Raw genomic sequence first — 15,870 nt, 5'->3', positions numbered from 1 at the left:
GCTACTGTACGAGGGGGCGTGGACGGCAACCTCAAAGGGGGAGCGCGTGGAGGACTCGGGTGTTCACGTGGGCGGGGACGCCTACGGAGGGGTCCGAGTAGCAGCACCCCGCAAGGGCCGCCGGCACCGCCGGGCGAGCATGCGGTCGATCGCCGTGACCGGTGCCCTGTCGAGTCTGGTGCTCGTCGGTTCGGGGTTCGCGTGGGCGCTGCCCAACTACGTGTCGGGCCGCATCACCTCGGTCGACGCCGGCACCGCCGGGTCGGCCTCCCGGGGCGCGATGAACATCCTCCTGGTCGGCGTCGACAAGCGCGACAACCTCTCGCGCCGCCAGCAGAACCAGCTCCACCTGGGCCGCGAGGTCGGCCAGCGCACCGACACGATGATGGTCGTCCACGTATCGGAGGACCACAAGAAGGTGACGGTGGTCTCGCTCCCGCGTGACACGTGGACCGACGTCCCCGGCCGGGGCGACCACAAGATCAACAGCGCCTACCAGTTCGGCGGCGCCAAGCTCGCCGTCCGCACGGTCCAGGCGGCCACCGGCATGCGCATCAACCACTACGTCGAGGTCAACGTGCTCGGCTTCATCGACGTCGTCGACTCGATCGGCGGCGTCACGGTGTGCACCCCGGTCGCCATCAACGACGACAAGACCAAGCTCGTGCTCCCGGCCGGCACCCACAACCTCGACGGCATCAGGGCGCTCGCCTACGCGCGCACGCGCGCGACCGCGCGTTCCGACCTCGACCGCATCGACCGCCAGCAGCAGGTCGTCTCGGCCATGCTCGCCCAGGCCCTCAGCGGCGGCACGCTCACCAACCCGGTCAAGCTGAGCGCCCTGGTCAACTCGAGCCTGAACACCCTCACGGTCGACGACGAGCTGTCGAGCAACATGCTCGACCTGGCCACCCAGCTCAAAGACGTGTCGACCGACGACGTGTCGTTCGCGACCGTCCCGATCGCCGACGTCGACTACACGACGCCGACCGGCGAGTCGGCGGTGCTGTGGGACAAGACGGCCGCCGCCGAGATGTTCCGCCGCATCGACAAAGACGAAGACCTCGCCAAGCCGGCCAAGCCGTCGCCGTCGGCCAAGCCCTCGACCACCGCGTCGCCCACCCCGACGCTGAGCCGGTCGACCCCGCTGTCGGTGCCGCCGAACCGCATCCAGATCAGGGTCCTCAACGGCACCCTCCAGACCGGCCTCGGCGCCCGCACCCGCGACGCCCTGCTCGACGCCGGTTTCCTGGTCCCGCAGATCGCCGGTGACACCGCGAAGCGCGACTACACCACGACCTACGTGCGCTACGCCGCCGGGCGCGAAGACTCGGCCCGGACCGTCGCCGCCGCGATCCCCGGCTCGGAGATGCGGCAGGCCGACGTCGAGGGCATCGAGGTCATCGTCGGGACCAAGGACAACGCGGTCGAGAAGGTGACCGTGCCGACCTCGACCCCGACCCCGTCTGCGGCGGCCACCCCGGCGGCCCGCACCGCCACGCAGAACATCTGCAAGCCTCAGACGTGAACATATTCGTTGACCACGACGCCTGACCGGTAGGGAGTGCTGCGCTCCAGCCGGAAGGTGTGCGGGGCGTAGGGGGCCGCGAACAGCGACGGCCCCTCCTGGAACACGACCGGGTTGACCTTGACGACCAGCCGGTCGATCTCGTCGACGAGGGCACTGGCGAGCAGGCCGCCGCCGCAGAGCCAGATGCCGGTGCCCTCCTCCTTCTTGAGCCTCCTGACCACCTCGACCGGGTCGTCACCGGTGAGCGTGATGCCGTCGGGGACGTCGCTCTGGGCTCGGGTGCGGGAGAAGACGTACTGGCGGGTGTGCGGGTAGGGGTCGTCGGTCTGGGCGAGGCCGGAGGCGTAGGTGTTCCAGCCCATCAGCGTCGTGTCGAAGCGGGAGCCGTCGGCGGTGAGGCCGAGGGCTTTCAGGCCCACGTCGGGCAGGGTGTCGCGGTAGTCCCGCATGATCATCTCCGCGTGGTCGCCCTCGAACAGGAAGGCCGAGAAATCGTGGGCGGGGCCGGAGATCCGGCCGTCGAGCGACACGGCGACGTAGTAGGTGAGTTCTCGCATCTGGGGTTTCTCCATCCACGGCAGGTGTAGTGGTTAGTCTGGAAACTACTACAGATGTCGTGGTTGCGCTACGCTCTTTTCCATGGCGCGGAACGCGGGACGACGGACGGAGCTGGCGGACGCCGGCATCAGGGTGCTGGCGCGGGAGGGCTCGCGAGGTCTGACCCACCGGGCCGTCGACGCCGAGTGCGGCGTGCCGACCGGCACCGCGTCCAACTACTTCCGCTCCCGCACCGACCTGCTCGAAGGCCTGGTCGCCCGGATCCTCGAACGCTTCGCCCCCACGCCCGAGGTGCTGGCCGAGCTCGGCTCCCACCCGCCCGACCGGGCGTCGTTCACCCGGCATCTGCGCGACATCGTGCGCCGGCTGAGCGCCCATCCGGAGGTCACGCTGGCCTGGTTCGAGCTGCGGCTGGAGGCGGCCCGGCGGCCCGAGGTGGCCGACCTGATGCGGGGCGTCCTCCAAGAGGGGTTCCGCGCCGACGTCGCCTACAACGAGGCGGCCGGGCTGCCAGGCGGTGCGGCGGAGATCGCCCTGTTCCACTACGCGGTCGACGGCCTGATGCTCGACCGCCTCACCATCCCGATCGACCCCGGCACCCCGACCGACGAAGTGGTGGAGGCCCTGGTCGAGGGGTTGCTCTGACCTGGTCGCGGCAGGACCGCACCGGCCTCGCCGTGGTTCTCAAGCTGGGCACCTGACCGACGAGGCGCTTCAAGGACCCGGTCGTTCTCGACGGCGCCGCAGGACCGCTTCGCCGCTCTGGCTCAGTCGTTTTCGATGACGCTGCGGGGGACGTCGCCCTCGCAGTGGGTCTCGATCTCTATCTCGCGGTCGCCCGACTCGAACTTGACCTTGGTCCTGCCCGCCGGGCCCGGCTCGACGTCGTCGGTCTGCCAGCCCTGGGCGGGGGTCCAGGAGGTGAGTTGCGCGCGGCCTGCCGTACAGGACACGACGAGTGTGCCCCCTTCGGTCGACTCGACCCGGCTCGCGGTCGCCGCGGCCGACGGGCGGGGGGTCATCGAGGTAACAGGTGGGGGCGGGAGGGCGAGTTCGCGGCGGACCGCCTCCGCCGAGAGCGCCTGGTCGCCCGGACCCCGGAACGCGCCGCCGAAGGAGCCGATGACGACCAGACCGGCCACGGTCGCGGCGAGTGCCGCGACGAGCCAGCCCGCGACCGCGAAGACGAGACGCCGATCCATGGAGCCACCTTCCCCTTCGCTGGGCTAAGGCCGGGTTAACGCGACGATAAGGCCCTTCGCTTCAGAATCGGACATTGGCTAGCCTGACGGGCACCATGGCCAGCCTGTTGCTCATCGAAGACGACGTGACGATCCGGACCGCGCTGGTCCGGGCCCTCCGCGACAAGGGCCACGCCGTCGCCTCGGCGTCGGCCGCCCTCGAAGGGCTGCGGATGGCCCTCGACGACCGGCCCGACCTCGTCGTGCTCGACCTGGGCCTGCCCGACCTCGACGGGGCCGAACTGCTCCGGATGCTGCGGGCGGTGTCCTCGGTCCCGGTGATCGTGGCCACCGCGCGTGACGGCGACGCCGAGTCGGTCCGGGTCCTCGACGCGGGCGCCGACGACTATCTGGTGAAACCGTTCACGGCGGCGCAGCTCGACGCGCGGGTGCGCGCGGTCCTGCGCCGCACCGGCTCGGTCTCCGGCGACCCGACGGTGACGGTCGGCGGCCTGCGCGTCGACCCCCGAGGCCGCGAAGCCTCCCTTGACGGGCGCGTGCTCGACCTGACCCCCCGCGAGTTCGACCTGCTCCTTTATCTGGCCTCACGCGCCGGACATGTCGTGACGAAACGCGAACTCCTCATCGAGGTCTGGCAACTCCCCTACGGCGGTACCGACAAGACGGTCGACGTGCACCTGTCGTGGCTGCGGCGCAAACTCGGCGAAACGGCCCAGGAGCCGCGCTACCTCCACACGATGCGCGGCGTAGGGGTGAAGCTGGTGTCGCCGTGAGGCGGCGGCTTGCGCTGCTGGTGGCGGCCACGACCTCGCTCGTTCTGGTGGCCATGCTGGTTCCGCTGGCCCTTCTGGTCAGGGCGACGGCTGAGAACGGCGCGATCACGCAGGCCACGGCCGAGGCGCAGTCGGTCGGGGCGGTGATCGGCACCGTCGACCAGGCGACGCTGGACCTCACCATCAGGAGGGGCGAGGCGACCGGTGGGCATGACATCGCCGTCTTCCTCCCCCAGGCCAAACCCATCTCGGAGGCCGTCGAGCTGGCCCGCCGGGGACGCAGTTTCACCGCCGTCTCCCCCGACGGCGGCCGGGAGGTGCTCGTCGCGGTGCAGGGGCCCGATGGGACGAGCGTGGTCCAGGTCAGGCTCACTCCGGACGATCTGATGCGGGGCGTGAGTGAGACCTGGCTCGGGCTGCTGCTGCTCGGGATCGTGCTGATCGGGCTCGGGGTGGCGCTCGCCGATCGGCTGGCGGTGGCGATCACGCGGCCGACGACCGCGCTGGCCCGGGTGTCCCACCGGCTGGCGGGAGGCGATCTCGACGCGCGTGCGGTGCCGGGCGGGCCGCCGGAGGTCAGATCGGCCGGGCTCGCGCTCAACCATCTGGCCGGACGCATCGGCGAACTACTGGCCGAGGAGCGCGAGACGGTCGCCGACATCTCCCACCGGCTGCGCACCCCGCTGACCGGGCTCCGGCTGGAGGCCGAGTCGCTGCGCGACCCCGCGGAGGCCGAGCGCATCGCCGCCCGGGTCGACGCGCTGGAGAAGGCCGTGACCTCGGTGATCCTCGACGCGCGGCGGCGTACACAAGAGAAGGGGTCGTGTGACGCGGCCCTCGTGGTGCGCGAGCGGGCGGAGTTCTGGTCGGTGCTGGCCGAGGAGCAGGAGCGCGCGTTCGCGGTGTCGGTGCCGCCGTTCGCGGTCGAGGTGCCCGTCTCCGCCCCCGACCTCGCCGCCGCCTTGGACGCCCTCTTCGAGAACGTGTTCGCCCACACCGACGAAGGGGTTCCTTTTTCGGTACGTCTCTCCGCCACCGACCTCGTAGTCGAGGACGACGGCCCGGGCTTCGGCCCGTCGGCCCTGGAGCGCGGGCGGAGCGGGGCAGGGTCGACCGGACTCGGTCTGGACATCGTGCGCAGGACCGTACAGGACATGCGGTTGGAGAGCTCGGCCCACGGCGGCGCGCGCGTGGTGCTGACGTTAGTGACGTCTTAGCGTGGCGCTATCGGGAGTTCCACGAATCTGAGGGCATGAGAATCCGCTACGCGGTAGCCGCCGCGGTCACCGTTCTCGGCCTGACCGCCGCCGCCACCCCCGCCGTCGCCGCCACAACAGCCGGCACCACTTCGGTCACCAAAGCGCAGGCGGTGAAAATCGCGAAGAAGAAGGTCCCCGGCGCGTACGTGAGCGATGTCGAACGCGAATACGAGCACGGCCACAAGACGTGGAAAATCGAACTCGAGAAGGGCAACTGGGAGTACGACGTGTACGTCGCCGTGTCCAACGGCCGCATCATCAAATTCAAGCGCGACTACGACGACTGACGCTCTCGACGCCACCTGATCCAAGATTCACACTGAGGGCATGGCGAGCCCACGGTTGGTCGGAGAACGATTCAACCTTCCGTTGGTCCTCGACCGGTTGTCCGCCCCCGACGCCCATTCCCCGGACAATCCCGTGCTGATCCGCCTGTTCGCCGAAGACCAGGCGGATCGGGCCGGCGGTGAACTCGCCGACGGGCACCTCGACCGCGATCTCGCCCGCCGCTCCAAGGCGATGCGGCTGCTGGGGAGCGGGCATGTGCGATCGCCCCGCGACTACTACAACGTGGCGGTCGTGCTCCAGCATTCTGGGCTGGTCGAACACCACCACCTGGCCCATGTGCTGGCACGCCTGAGCGCGCTGGCGGGCTACGGGCCCTCGAAATGGCTGGCCGCCGCGGCGATGGACCGCTGGCTGATGGACCAGGGCCTGCCGCAGCACTACGGCACGCAATACGTGGAGGACGTCACGGGGTTCCGGCTGTGGGACGTCGACCCGGCCACCACCGACGAGGAACGGGCCGAATGGAATGTGCCGCCGCTGGGCACCTGATCAGGCGGCGGCGCTCTCCGACCACCGTTTCCGGTAGGCGGCCGGCGACTCCCCGTACTCCTCGAGAAAGACCCGGGAGAAGTGCGAGCACGAGCGGAACCCCCACCGCTGCGCGATCACTCCCACCGGCACCCCCGTCATGGACGGTGAGACCAGTTCGGCCCGGCAGCGCTCCAGCCGGCGCGACCTGATGAACCGCGCGGCCGAGAGCCCCCTGGCCTCGAACATGCGGTAGAGCCCTCGAATCGACAGGTAGTGCGCCGAGGCGATGGTGGGCGGGCACAGGTCGGGGTCGCCGAGGCGGCGGTCGATATACGTGACAATGCGTGCCATCAGGTGATCATCCATGGTCATCCGCGACATACGTTCCAACGTAGAAGGCGGCTGTATAGCCCACGTATATCCGCCGTATGGCCGCACTTGACCACGCCCATGATCCCAGCTGGACAAACCGTTGTCCCTGCCGATCTGTGCCGGTTTGCGGCTGCGGGGATAACGACGTCATGTGCCGCCTCTTCGGGTTGACCGCCGCCCCGCACCGCACCAAAGCGACGTTCTGGCTGCTGGACGCCCCCGACTCGCTCACCGCCCAGAGTCACCGCGACCCCGAGGGGGCGGGGCTGGGCTTCTTCACCGACGACGGAGAGGCCCGCGTGCACAAGGCCCCGATCGCCGCCTACGAGGACCGCTGCTTCGCCGAGGAGGCCAAGCAGGTGAGCTCGACGACCTTCATCGCGCACGTGCGCTACGCCTCGACCGGCGGCCTGGACATGAAGAACACCCACCCCTTCAGGCAGGACAACCGCCTGTTCGCGCACAACGGCGTCGTCGAGGGGCTCGACCGGATGGACGCCCGTCTCGGCCCCGACCGCTCACTCGTCAGGGGCGACACCGACTCGGAGCGCGTGTTCGCCCTCATCACCGGTGAGATCCGCGCCAACGGCGGCGACGTCACCGCCGCCATCACCACCACGGCCCGCTGGATCGCCGAACAGCTCCCGCTGTTCGCGCTCAACGTGCTGCTCATCTCCGACCGCGAACTGTGGGCGCTGCGCTATCCCGAAACCCATCGCCTGTACGCCCTGGAGCGCCCCCCGGCCCACCTCCGCCACGAGGGCACCGACGGCCGGATCCGCGTGCACAGCTCCGACCTGGCCACCATGCCCTGCGTCGTGGTCGCCAGCGAACGCATGGACGACGACCCCGGCTGGCGCCTGATGGAACCCGGCGAACTCCTCCATGTGGACGGGGCCCAGCGCGTCCACAGGAAGATCATCCTGCCCGACCCGCCCCGCCACCAGATGAGCCTGCGCGACCTGCGCCCCGAGGCGGCGGCCTCGCAGCACTCCGTCTAGACCGGTTCGTCCCAGACAATGCGGTGGTCGAACATCCACGACAGCGACCCCCGTTTGGCCACCTGCCGGAGCACCACCGGCAGGAACAGGTCGCGGACGAAGGCCCCGAAAGGCCCCGGCGCCTTGCCGTCGCCGTTGCGCTTGCCCTGCGCGACGACCCGCTCCACCCGCCCCCGGCGCAGCCGTTCGTAGACGGCGAAGGCCGCGGCCGGCGTCTCCCGGTCGCGCAGGCATTTCGCCAGGACGACGGCGTCCTCGATCGCCATCGACGCGCCCTGCCCCGAGGAGGGCGAGGTCGCGTGGGCGGCGTCGCCGACGATCACCATGTGAGAGTTCGACCAGGTCGGCACGGTCGGCAGGTCGTAGGTGTTCCAGGCCGGCAGCATGTGCGGGGTGGCCGCGATGATGTCGCGCATCGGCCCGGCGTCGTCCCGGAACAGGTTCGTCAGCGCCTCGGGCGTGACGGCCGCCAGGTCGGCGGCGGTGGGTTCCTTGGGGCTGGCCGGGTTGGCGAACCACCACACGCCGCCGTCTGGGTGGATGAGGTAGCCGAAGAAGCAGCGCCGCCCGAACACGAAGTGGCTGACGCCGGGCCGCCCCGGCAGCCGCAGCCCCTCGGCGAACCCGCCCGTGTTGAGCAGCCCCAGGTGCCGGGGCCGGGGCGCGCCGGGGTCGATGATCTGCCGCGTGCGCGACCGCAGCCCGTCGGCGCCGATGAGCAGCGCGCCATCGGCCGTGGTCCCGTCGGCGAACTCCGCCTGTACGCCCCCGCTCCCGGCGACCGCGTCGACCAGCCGTTTGCCGTATTCGACGGTCACGCCCCGCCGGGTGGCCTCGTCGCGGAGGGCGAGGTAGAGGTCGCCCCGGCGGAGCGACCGGCTCGGCTGCGGGATGGAGGCCAGCTCCCGGCCCTTCGCGTTGACCATGACGCCCTCGGGCGTGTCCATCCCCAGGTCGATCACGAGGTCGCGCAGGTCGAGGACGCGCAGCGCCTCCAGCCCGTTCTCCGCCAGGGTCAGGAACGCACCGACGCCGTCGGAGCCCCGGTCGTACGCCTCGAACAGTCGCACTCCGAGCCCGGCCTTCCGGAGTGCCATGGCCGTGACCGGCCCCGCGATACCGCCACCGATGATCAACGCTTCCTTGGTCATACTATGACTATACATAAAATGACTATTACATACGATGGCCGCCATGACACCCCGGCGATCTCCTCTGGCGATGGCGGTGCTCTCCCTGGTCGTGGAGGCCCCGATGCACGCCTACCGGATGCAGCGACTGATCAAGGAGCGCCACAAGGACGACGTCGTCAACGTCGCGCAGCGCAACAGCGTCTACCAGACGATCGAGCGCCTGCTCCGCGACGGCCTGATCGCCGTGCAGACCACCACCCGCGACGAGAACCGCCCCGAGCGCACCGTCTACGAACCCACCGCCACCGGCCGCGACACGCTCCGCGCGTGGATGCGGACGATGCTCTCCACCCCCAAGAGCGAATATCCGGAGTTCCCGGCCGCCCTGGCCTTCCTCCCGGTGCTGACGACCACCGAAGTCGTCGAGGCGCTGACCGAACGGCTGACCGCGCTGGAGATCCGCTTGGCCGCCCTCGACGCCGAACTCACCGACGGCGCGACCTTCCTGCCCCGGGTGTTCCTGGTCGAGACCGAATTCCAGCGGGCGGCCGTCACCGCCGAGGCGGATTATGTTCGCCTTCTGCTCGGCGACCTGCGGAACGGCGAGATCTCCTGGCCCTGACCCGGCCTTTTCCGTAAAGTGGCGATGCCTTTCTTCATTTCTTTTTTCGGGCCGCCCAATAAAACGGAGCATCCGGTGGACAAATCCGAGATCAACGTCGAGGTCACGGGCGACGGCAACCGGGTCATCGTCAAACCGCCGCTGCCGAACGGGCCTTTTATTTGGATCGTTCTACTGGTTCTGGTCGTCATGGGCGCGGCGACGATATTCCTGCTCCTGAACGACGACGAGGAAAAGGCGCCCGAAACCCCCGTCGCCGCCGTCCAGGGCATCCGCCCCGGCACTTACACGGTCGTCCTCGAGGGCAGCGCCGCCGGGGGCGCCCCGTTCACCCGGCAGGGCGAATTACGGATCAGGCCGTCGGCCGGTCCTCAGCCGTTCGACTGGTGCCTGCGCGTCGGCAACCCGGTCGGCACCCCCGCCCCCGGCGCCATCTGGTTCGCGACCAACGCGAGCTGCCTCGGCGGCAGCGAAGACGACCTCTACGCCCAATGGGAGACCGACGGCGCCGAGACCGTGCTCACCCCGGCCGCCCAGACCCTCAAGGACATCAACTTCTTCACCGTGACCTCGGGCGTGACGGCCACGGCGTACACCCCCGACCGCGGCGAGATCCGCTTCACCGCCGAAGGCTCCCGCCTCGACGGCGCCATCAGCCTCCAGGGCGTCGGCGACACCGAACGCGGCGTCTTCACCGCCAAATTGGACGCCGACCAGATCTCCGACGACCCCGAGGCCCTGATCTCCTCCCCCGTCGACCCCGAACCGACCGGCACGAACGTGACCCCACCGGACGCCGAGGGCACCCGCTACTCGGTGGAGACCGTGGTCTCGCTGAACCAGCTCCAGGGCGACCCCGACCACCTCGACAGCATCCGCGCCCGCATCGCCGGAGCGGTTTTCGTCATCGGCGACCGCGACGGCGGCGACTTCGTCTACGCCCCGGCCGACTCCCGCACCGACGTCTACCCGGTCGAGGGCACGATCACCGGCACCGACCGGGTCTACGTGGTGTCGGGCGAACGCGCCGACGACGACGCCAAGGTCACCGTCGGCGGCACCTTCGACCACAGCGGCGACCAGCCCGTCATCACCCTGACCGTGACCTCGACGACGATCTTCGAGGCGGGCGACCTGTCCCGCACCGACGTGGCCTCCTACGAGTTCCAGGCGATCCTTCAGCCCGTGAGGATCACCAGTTCCTGAGTGGCGCGGGTCATGGCGACGTACCGGTCGACAGCTCCTTCGATCCCCTCGCCGAACTTCTCGGGGTCGATCAGGACGACCAGGTCGAACTCCAGGCCCTTCGACAGCTCCGGTGTCAGCGACCGCACCCGGGCCGTCGGCCGGAAGGACGGGTCGCCGATCACGCAGGCGATGCCGTCGCCCTGCCACGCCTCCAGGACCGAAGCGAGCTCGGAGACCGAGCCGTGGCGGACCGGGACGCCGCCGGTGCGGATCGAGGTGGGCACGTTGGCGTCGGGCAGGGCGGCCCTGATCACCGGCTCGGCCTCGGACATGATCTCTTCGGGGGTGCGGTAGTTGACGGTCAGCTGGGCCAGGGTGACCCGGTCGAGGCCGATGCGCTCCAGGCGCTCCTGCCACGTCTCGGTGAAGCCGTGCCTGGCCTGGGCCCGGTCGCCGACGATGGTGAAGCTCCGCGACGGGCAGCGCAGCAGCAGCATCTGCCACTCGGCGTCGGTGAGTTCCTGGGCCTCGTCGACCACGACGTGGGCGAACGGGCCCGCCAGCACGTCGGGCTCGACGCCGGGGGCGACGTTCTCGTCGACCAGTGCGTCGCGCATGTCCTGGTTGTGGAACATCGTGATCAGGCCCTCACCGTCGTCGTCGGTGTCGAGCAGGCGGTCGATGACGTGGTCGGTCCGCTCGCGCTCCTGAGCGATGGCCGCCTGCCGGCGGCGCTTGACCGCCGCGGCCTCCGGGTCGCCGAGCCGCTGGCGGGCGGCGTCCAGGAGCGGCAGGTCGGCGGTGGTCCAGGCCTGGGCGTCCTGGCGCTGGAGCAGGCGGATCTGCTCGATGGTCAGCCAGGGCGCGCACAGGCGCAGGTAGGCCGGGACCGTCCACAGGTCGCCGACCAAATCGGCCGCCTCGATCAGCGGCCACGCCCGGTTGAACGTGGTGACCAGCTCCCGGTCCTGGAGCAGCGACCGCCGGACCATGTCGCGCGAGGCGTCACCCTCGTACTTGTCGGTCAGGATCGTCAGCAGCTCCTGCCAGATGACGTCGCGCGCCTCGTTGTGCGGGGTGTCGGGGTCGGGCGCGTCGAAGGCGTCGGCCCAGTCGTCCGGGCTCAGGTGGATCTTCGCGTCGGTGACCTCCATGCCCGTCTTCGGCCGGTTCTCGTAGAACCGCACGGCGGGCTCGATGGCCTTGACCATCTCGGCCGACGCCTTCAGCCGCGCCACCTCGGCGTCGCTCTCGACGGAGGCCGCCGCCCCCTCTTTGACCAGGTCGCGCAGGGTGCAGGTCCGCACCCCTTCTTCGCCCAGACTGGGCAGTACGTCGGCCACATAGGCCAGATAGTGCTGGTGGGGCCCCACGAAGAGCACCCCGCCCTTGTGGTGGCCGAGCCGCGGGTCGGAGTAGAGCAGGTAGGCCGACCGGTGCAGCGCCACGACCGTCTTACCCGTGCCCGGACCGCCGTCGACGACGAGCGCGCCCCGGCTCCCGGCCCGGATGATGGCGTCCTGGTCGGCCTGGATGGTGCCGAGGACGTCCAGCATGCGCCCCGACCGGTTGCCGCCGAGGCTGGCGATGAACGCCGACTGGTCGTCGAGCGCGGCGGCGTGGCCCTCGAACCCGTCCTGGGTGAAGACCTCGTCCCAGTAGTCGCTGATGCGCCCGGCCGTCCAGCGGTAGCGGCGGCGGCTGGCCAGCCCCATCGGATTGGCGTGGGTGGCCCCGAAGAACGGCTCGGCGGCGGGCGACCGCCAGTCGAGCAGCAGCCGCTCCCCGTCACCGTCGGTGAGCCCGAGCCGCCCGATGTAGACGGGCTCGCCGCCGTCGGCGACCATGTGCCCCAGGCACAGGTCCAGCCCGAAGCGGCGCAGCGCCCGGAGCCGGGCGGTCAGCCGGTGGACCTCCTGGTCGCGGTCGAACGCGGCCCGCCCCTGGCCGCCGGGGGCCTTGCGCTCGGCGTCGAGGCGCGCGGACAGATCGGCGATCGACCGCTGGAGGCTCTCGGAGATGGCGGCGAAGTGCTTCTCGTCCCGGGCGATCAGAGCCGGATCGGCCTTGGGCGCGAGATGGTCGGGAAGGTGGAACGCGCTGGTAGTCAGCGGATTCACGTCTGCGTCCCCCGTTTTCGCAGGTTGTGTGCTTGGCCGGACGATTGTGCGGCATGACGGGGGGCTTGTGGCAAGCCCGGGGGTGCGCTATAGGTTGTTAATGGAGGGGAGTTGGTCTCCCCCATTTCAGACCGACGGAATGCGCAAGACGAACCGCGCTCCCCGTTCGCTGTCCTCGATCGTCAGTGTCCCACCGTGCGCTTCGGCGATCTCCCTCGCGATGGCCAATCCCAGCCCCGTCCCACCGGCGTCGCGCGCCCGTGAGGCGTCGAGCCGGGTGAAGCGGTCGAAGACGACCTCCCGGTGTTCGGGTGCGATACCCGCCCCGTCGTCGATGACCTCCAGAATGGCCGTCGGACCGTCGCGACGCACGACCACCGTGATCCGTGAGACCGCGTGGCGTTCGGCGTTGTCGAGCAGGTTGCCGAGCACCCGCAGGATCCGCAGCCGGTCGCAGTCGACGTGGACGTCCTGGGTCAGGTCGCCGACGAACTCCTTCCTGGCGTTGCGGCGTTTCAGCTCCCCGTCGACCAGCGCGGCCAGGTCGGTCGGCGACCGGTCGAGGGGGGCGCGGGCGTCGAGGCGGGCCAGGGTCAGCAGGTCGGTGACGATGGCCTGGAGGCGTTCGACCCCGGCGAGCACCTCCGTGCTCATCACCGGCCAGTCGGTGTCCTCGGGGTGCATCAGCGCCTCCTCCAGCTGGGCCCGCATGGCCGTGATGGGGGTGCGCAGGTCGTGGGAGGCGTCCTGGGTGAAGCGGCGGAGCTGCTGGTAGGCGACTTCGAGGCGGTCGAGGGTGGCGTTCACGGTCTCGGCGAGGAGGCGGATCTCCTCGTACTTCTCCGACACGGGTACGCGGCGGTCGAGGCCGGAGGCGGTGATCTCGGCCATGCGCGAGCGGATGGCGTTCACGGGGGCCAGCGCCTTGGTGAGGTCGCGGAACGTCCAGGCGGTGATGACCGTGATCACCAGCAGCGACGTGCCGACCGCGAGAAGGACGGACTGGCCGCTGCCGTACCAGGCGACCACGGGGATCGCCAGGTAGAGCGTCCAGAATCCGCCGGGCTGGTAGACCTTGAACGACAGGACGTTCTCGCACCCCCTCAGCCCCGCCGGCGGGCACAGCACCCTTTCGGCGCGGACGTTCGCCTTGTCCGCGTGGAAGTGCGCGATCGGCCCCATCCCGACGAGTTCGGGGGTGGACGACACGACGTGGCCCCGGGCGTCCACGACCTGGACGGCTTTGACCGAGGTTTCGTGCAGGGTCGGCGGAAGGGGGCCCTCCCGGATCTGCGGGACCACCCGGTCCCACGCCGAGACGGCCTGCGCCATCACGCTGTCGTTCTCCTTGTAGCCCGCGAACAGCAGGAAGAGCAGGCTGACCCCGATGCACACCAGAGTGGTGACGAGGGCGGTGGCGACCGTCCTCCTGACTCGGAAGGCTTGCGTCATCCAAGGACCTTCGTATCGTCGTACGGGGGTCCGGGCCGAACTCCGGGGAGGCGGACACCCTCCTTATCCATTGAGACTATGGCGGGGAACTTGCCTGGCCAAAACCTCCACCACCTGGGAAGACGCGAATCCCCGCCACAGCGGGCTTCCACGAGGTAAAGATTTACTCTTCGACCACCCGGATGACCGTCTTGCCCGGTGTCCGCCGGTGCCGGGCGAACGCGGCGGCCGTCTCGGAGAGTGGGCGTACATCACCGACCAGCGGTTTCAGCCGCCCGGCCCTGACCCGCTCGGCGAGGTCGGCCAGCCGGACCCGGTCGGGCTCGACCACGAAGAAGACCGCCCTGCCACCCCGGGGCTGCGCTTTGGGCGGCTCGGCGATGGTGACGAGCGTGCCACCGGGCCGGACCAGCTCGGCCGACCGCGCGCAGACCTCGCCGCCGACGACGTCGAAGACCACGTCCACCTCGCCGATGTGGTGCCAGTCGCCGGCGCCCAGGTCGAGGAACTCCCGCGCCCCGAGGCCGAGCGCCACCTCACGGTCGTCCTCACGGCCGGTGCCGATCACATAGGCCCCCGCCTCCCGCGCGAGCTGCACCGCGATCGACCCGACCCCACCGGCGGCGCCGTGCACCAGAACGGTCTGCCCGGTCGTGAGCCGGGCGTGGTCGAACAGCCCCTGCCACGCGGTCAGCCCCGAGATCGGCAGCGCGGCCGCCACCGTGTGCCCGATGTCGGCGGCGAGCGGAGCGAGATTGCGCGCCTCCACCGCGACGTATTCCGCCAGCGTCCCGTCCCGCGCCCAGTCGGCCAGCCCGAACACCCGCTGCCCGACGGTGAGCCCGGTGGTCCCGTACCCGAGCTCCGCCACCACCCCCGACAGCTCGTGCCCCGGAATGGACGGAGCCCGATCACGCCCGGCCCGGTCGGTCCACGTCGACGGCCAGTCGAGCTCACCGGGGGTGAAACCGGCGGCGTGCACCCGCACGACGACGTCGTTCTCCGCGGCGCGCGGATGAGGCCGCTCGGTCAGGTCGAGCCCCCCGACCCCCGCGTTCCGGTCTTGTACGATGATCGCCCGCATCTTCCCCCCTCAGCTCGGCCAAGACGAACCGAGCACACGCTCGACCGTCGTCGTCCGCCGGAACCCCGGCATGAAATGCTCCAGAACGTCGGAGTTGACCGTGCCGTTGGTCGTGTCGGGCCGGTCCTTCTGCCCCTCGAAGTAGGTCCGCAGGAACGCGTTCTTGAAATCCCCTCGCGGGTGGACGGCCACGATCTCGTCGACCCGATCGCGGTCGAGCCGGTCGAGCCCGTAGCCGACGATGTCGGTCAGCACCCCGAGATGTGTGGCCGCGATCTCCGGGGCCATGCGGGCGGGGATGCCCGGGGTGGTGTGGAGTGCGATGGCCGTCCAGACGGTGTCGGCCGCAGTGGCGGGGAAGCCGTGGTCGAGCAGGAACTTCCGGGCATGGTCGGCGCCGTCGACCTCGAAGCGCTGCACGACGTCGGAGAACGGGGTGTTGAGGCCGGTGTCGTGGAACATGGCGGCCAGGTATAGCAGTTCGGGGTCGGGTTTGACGCCGAGCTGCTCGGCGTGGATCAGGCCGAAGAGGTAGACCCGCCGGGAGTGGTGGTAGAGGAGTGGGCCGGTCTTCTCGGCCACTCTGGTCGCCTCGGCGGTGGAGGCCGTGTCGGGGATCCCCAGTCCAGCGATGAGCATGCTTCCATGCTGCCCACGGACCGGCCTTGGTCCGGGGAAGGGGGCTGCCAAAAACGTACAAACCCGGCGGACCGGTTGCCTTATGTCTGGTTTGCTCCTGAGATCTGACACATGTCA

Annotated in this window: 17 protein-coding genes; 9 read left to right on the top strand and 8 right to left on the bottom strand. The window is 70.1% G+C overall.

Features of this window, described 5'->3' with window-relative positions:
* Positions 1-46 precede the first annotated feature (46 nt).
* On the top strand, positions 47-1,528 hold the full coding sequence (locus tag ACYQ78_RS17445) for an LCP family protein (protein WP_459801900.1): 1,482 nt from the start codon (positions 47-49) through the stop codon (positions 1,526-1,528).
* Here ACYQ78_RS17445 and ACYQ78_RS17440 read toward each other — a convergent pair.
* On the bottom strand, positions 1,519-2,088 hold the full coding sequence (locus tag ACYQ78_RS17440; RefSeq protein ID WP_459801899.1) for a dihydrofolate reductase family protein: 570 nt from the start codon (positions 2,086-2,088) through the stop codon (positions 1,519-1,521). The two genes, ACYQ78_RS17445 and ACYQ78_RS17440, sit on opposite strands and share 10 nt — an antisense overlap.
* A gap of 82 nt (positions 2,089-2,170) precedes the next feature.
* On the opposite strand from ACYQ78_RS17440, the gene ACYQ78_RS17435 reads away from it, so the two are divergent.
* Positions 2,171-2,734 carry a TetR/AcrR family transcriptional regulator gene (locus ACYQ78_RS17435; RefSeq protein ID WP_459801898.1) on the top strand — a complete coding sequence of 188 codons (564 nt, stop codon included), beginning with the start codon at positions 2,171-2,173 and terminating at the stop codon, positions 2,732-2,734.
* Positions 2,735-2,856: 122 nt separating this feature from the next.
* Here the strand turns inward: ACYQ78_RS17435 and ACYQ78_RS17430 are convergent, their stop codons facing one another.
* Positions 2,857-3,291, bottom strand: a complete 435-nt coding sequence (locus tag ACYQ78_RS17430) for a hypothetical protein (protein WP_459801897.1) — start codon at positions 3,289-3,291, stop codon at positions 2,857-2,859.
* A 95-nt stretch (positions 3,292-3,386) separates the two neighbouring features.
* Here ACYQ78_RS17430 and ACYQ78_RS17425 point away from each other — a divergent pair, with 95 nt between their 5' ends.
* Genes ACYQ78_RS17425 through ACYQ78_RS17410 form a run of 4 tightly spaced genes read left to right on the top strand, consistent with a single transcriptional unit; the run spans position 3,387 to position 6,160 of the window.
* Complete coding sequence (locus tag ACYQ78_RS17425) at positions 3,387-4,064, top strand: response regulator transcription factor (RefSeq protein ID WP_459802406.1); 678 nt, start codon at positions 3,387-3,389, stop codon at positions 4,062-4,064.
* Entirely contained in the window at positions 4,061-5,281 is a 1,221-nt protein-coding gene (locus ACYQ78_RS17420; protein ID WP_459801896.1) for a sensor histidine kinase, read from the top strand. Before ACYQ78_RS17425 ends, ACYQ78_RS17420 begins: the two co-directional genes overlap by 4 nt.
* A gap of 35 nt (positions 5,282-5,316) precedes the next feature.
* Positions 5,317-5,610, top strand: coding sequence for a PepSY domain-containing protein (locus tag ACYQ78_RS17415; protein ID WP_459801895.1), 294 nt, complete (start codon positions 5,317-5,319; stop codon positions 5,608-5,610).
* A gap of 40 nt (positions 5,611-5,650) precedes the next feature.
* Positions 5,651-6,160, top strand: coding sequence for a hypothetical protein (locus tag ACYQ78_RS17410; RefSeq protein ID WP_459801894.1), 510 nt, complete (start codon positions 5,651-5,653; stop codon positions 6,158-6,160).
* Here the strand turns inward: ACYQ78_RS17410 and ACYQ78_RS17405 are convergent, their stop codons facing one another.
* A complete protein-coding gene (locus tag ACYQ78_RS17405) occupies positions 6,161-6,493 on the bottom strand; it encodes a helix-turn-helix domain-containing protein (RefSeq protein ID WP_459801893.1) in 333 nt (110 codons plus the stop codon).
* A 170-nt stretch (positions 6,494-6,663) separates the two neighbouring features.
* On the opposite strand from ACYQ78_RS17405, the gene ACYQ78_RS17400 reads away from it, so the two are divergent.
* Positions 6,664-7,515: a class II glutamine amidotransferase gene (locus ACYQ78_RS17400; RefSeq protein ID WP_459801892.1), complete on the top strand. Its 852-nt coding sequence runs from the start codon at positions 6,664-6,666 to the stop codon at positions 7,513-7,515.
* On the opposite strand, the gene ACYQ78_RS17395 is transcribed toward ACYQ78_RS17400, so the two are convergent.
* Positions 7,512-8,666 carry an FAD-dependent oxidoreductase gene (locus ACYQ78_RS17395; protein ID WP_459801891.1) on the bottom strand — a complete coding sequence of 385 codons (1,155 nt, stop codon included), beginning with the start codon at positions 8,664-8,666 and terminating at the stop codon, positions 7,512-7,514. The two genes, ACYQ78_RS17400 and ACYQ78_RS17395, sit on opposite strands and share 4 nt — an antisense overlap.
* A 43-nt stretch (positions 8,667-8,709) precedes the next feature.
* Here ACYQ78_RS17395 and ACYQ78_RS17390 point away from each other — a divergent pair, with 43 nt between their 5' ends.
* Together ACYQ78_RS17390 and ACYQ78_RS17385 are read left to right on the top strand one after the other, a co-directional pair.
* Positions 8,710-9,270: a PadR family transcriptional regulator gene (locus ACYQ78_RS17390; protein WP_459801890.1), complete on the top strand. Its 561-nt coding sequence runs from the start codon at positions 8,710-8,712 to the stop codon at positions 9,268-9,270.
* Positions 9,271-9,345: 75 nt separating this feature from the next.
* Complete coding sequence (locus ACYQ78_RS17385) at positions 9,346-10,476, top strand: hypothetical protein (RefSeq protein ID WP_459801889.1); 1,131 nt, start codon at positions 9,346-9,348, stop codon at positions 10,474-10,476.
* Here the strand turns inward: ACYQ78_RS17385 and helR are convergent.
* The 4 genes from helR to ACYQ78_RS17365 all read right to left on the bottom strand — a co-directional run bounded on the left by helR (position 10,449) and on the right by ACYQ78_RS17365 (position 15,753).
* A complete protein-coding gene (gene helR, locus ACYQ78_RS17380; RefSeq protein WP_459801888.1) occupies positions 10,449-12,578 on the bottom strand; it encodes an RNA polymerase recycling motor ATPase HelR in 2,130 nt (709 codons plus the stop codon). The two genes, ACYQ78_RS17385 and helR, sit on opposite strands and share 28 nt — an antisense overlap.
* Positions 12,579-12,704: 126 nt before the next feature.
* Positions 12,705-14,030 (bottom strand): sensor histidine kinase, encoded by a 1,326-nt coding sequence (locus ACYQ78_RS17375; RefSeq protein WP_459801887.1) that lies wholly within the window; start codon positions 14,028-14,030, stop codon positions 12,705-12,707.
* A 163-nt stretch (positions 14,031-14,193) separates the two neighbouring features.
* A complete protein-coding gene (locus ACYQ78_RS17370; RefSeq protein WP_459801886.1) occupies positions 14,194-15,114 on the bottom strand; it encodes an NADP-dependent oxidoreductase in 921 nt (306 codons plus the stop codon).
* 9 nt (positions 15,115-15,123) lie between these two features.
* A complete protein-coding gene (locus ACYQ78_RS17365; RefSeq protein ID WP_459801885.1) occupies positions 15,124-15,753 on the bottom strand; it encodes an HD domain-containing protein in 630 nt (209 codons plus the stop codon).
* Positions 15,754-15,870: the final 117 nt, after the last annotated feature.

The sequence above is a fragment of the Herbidospora sp. RD11066 genome (assembly GCF_054661255.1).
The sequence above is the reverse complement of the archived record's forward strand: the minus strand, read 5'-3'. Positions and strand labels throughout refer to the sequence as shown.

Coding starts and splice junctions, on each gene's coding strand:
- ACYQ78_RS17440 (WP_459801899.1), bottom strand. CDS start 2,088: ATGCGAGAACTCACCTACTACGTCGCCGTGTCGCTCGACGGCCGGATC.
- ACYQ78_RS17435 (WP_459801898.1), top strand. CDS start 2,171: ATGGCGCGGAACGCGGGACGACGGACGGAGCTGGCGGACGCCGGCATC.
- ACYQ78_RS17430 (WP_459801897.1), bottom strand. CDS start 3,291: ATGGATCGGCGTCTCGTCTTCGCGGTCGCGGGCTGGCTCGTCGCGGCA.
- ACYQ78_RS17425 (WP_459802406.1), top strand. CDS start 3,387: ATGGCCAGCCTGTTGCTCATCGAAGACGACGTGACGATCCGGACCGCG.
- ACYQ78_RS17415 (WP_459801895.1), top strand. CDS start 5,317: ATGAGAATCCGCTACGCGGTAGCCGCCGCGGTCACCGTTCTCGGCCTG.
- ACYQ78_RS17410 (WP_459801894.1), top strand. CDS start 5,651: ATGGCGAGCCCACGGTTGGTCGGAGAACGATTCAACCTTCCGTTGGTC.
- ACYQ78_RS17405 (WP_459801893.1), bottom strand. CDS start 6,493: ATGGCACGCATTGTCACGTATATCGACCGCCGCCTCGGCGACCCCGAC.
- ACYQ78_RS17400 (WP_459801892.1), top strand. CDS start 6,664: ATGTGCCGCCTCTTCGGGTTGACCGCCGCCCCGCACCGCACCAAAGCG.
- ACYQ78_RS17395 (WP_459801891.1), bottom strand. CDS start 8,666: ATGACCAAGGAAGCGTTGATCATCGGTGGCGGTATCGCGGGGCCGGTC.
- ACYQ78_RS17390 (WP_459801890.1), top strand. CDS start 8,710: ATGACACCCCGGCGATCTCCTCTGGCGATGGCGGTGCTCTCCCTGGTC.
- ACYQ78_RS17375 (WP_459801887.1), bottom strand. CDS start 14,030: ATGACGCAAGCCTTCCGAGTCAGGAGGACGGTCGCCACCGCCCTCGTC.
- ACYQ78_RS17370 (WP_459801886.1), bottom strand. CDS start 15,114: ATGCGGGCGATCATCGTACAAGACCGGAACGCGGGGGTCGGGGGGCTC.
- ACYQ78_RS17365 (WP_459801885.1), bottom strand. CDS start 15,753: ATGCTCATCGCTGGACTGGGGATCCCCGACACGGCCTCCACCGCCGAG.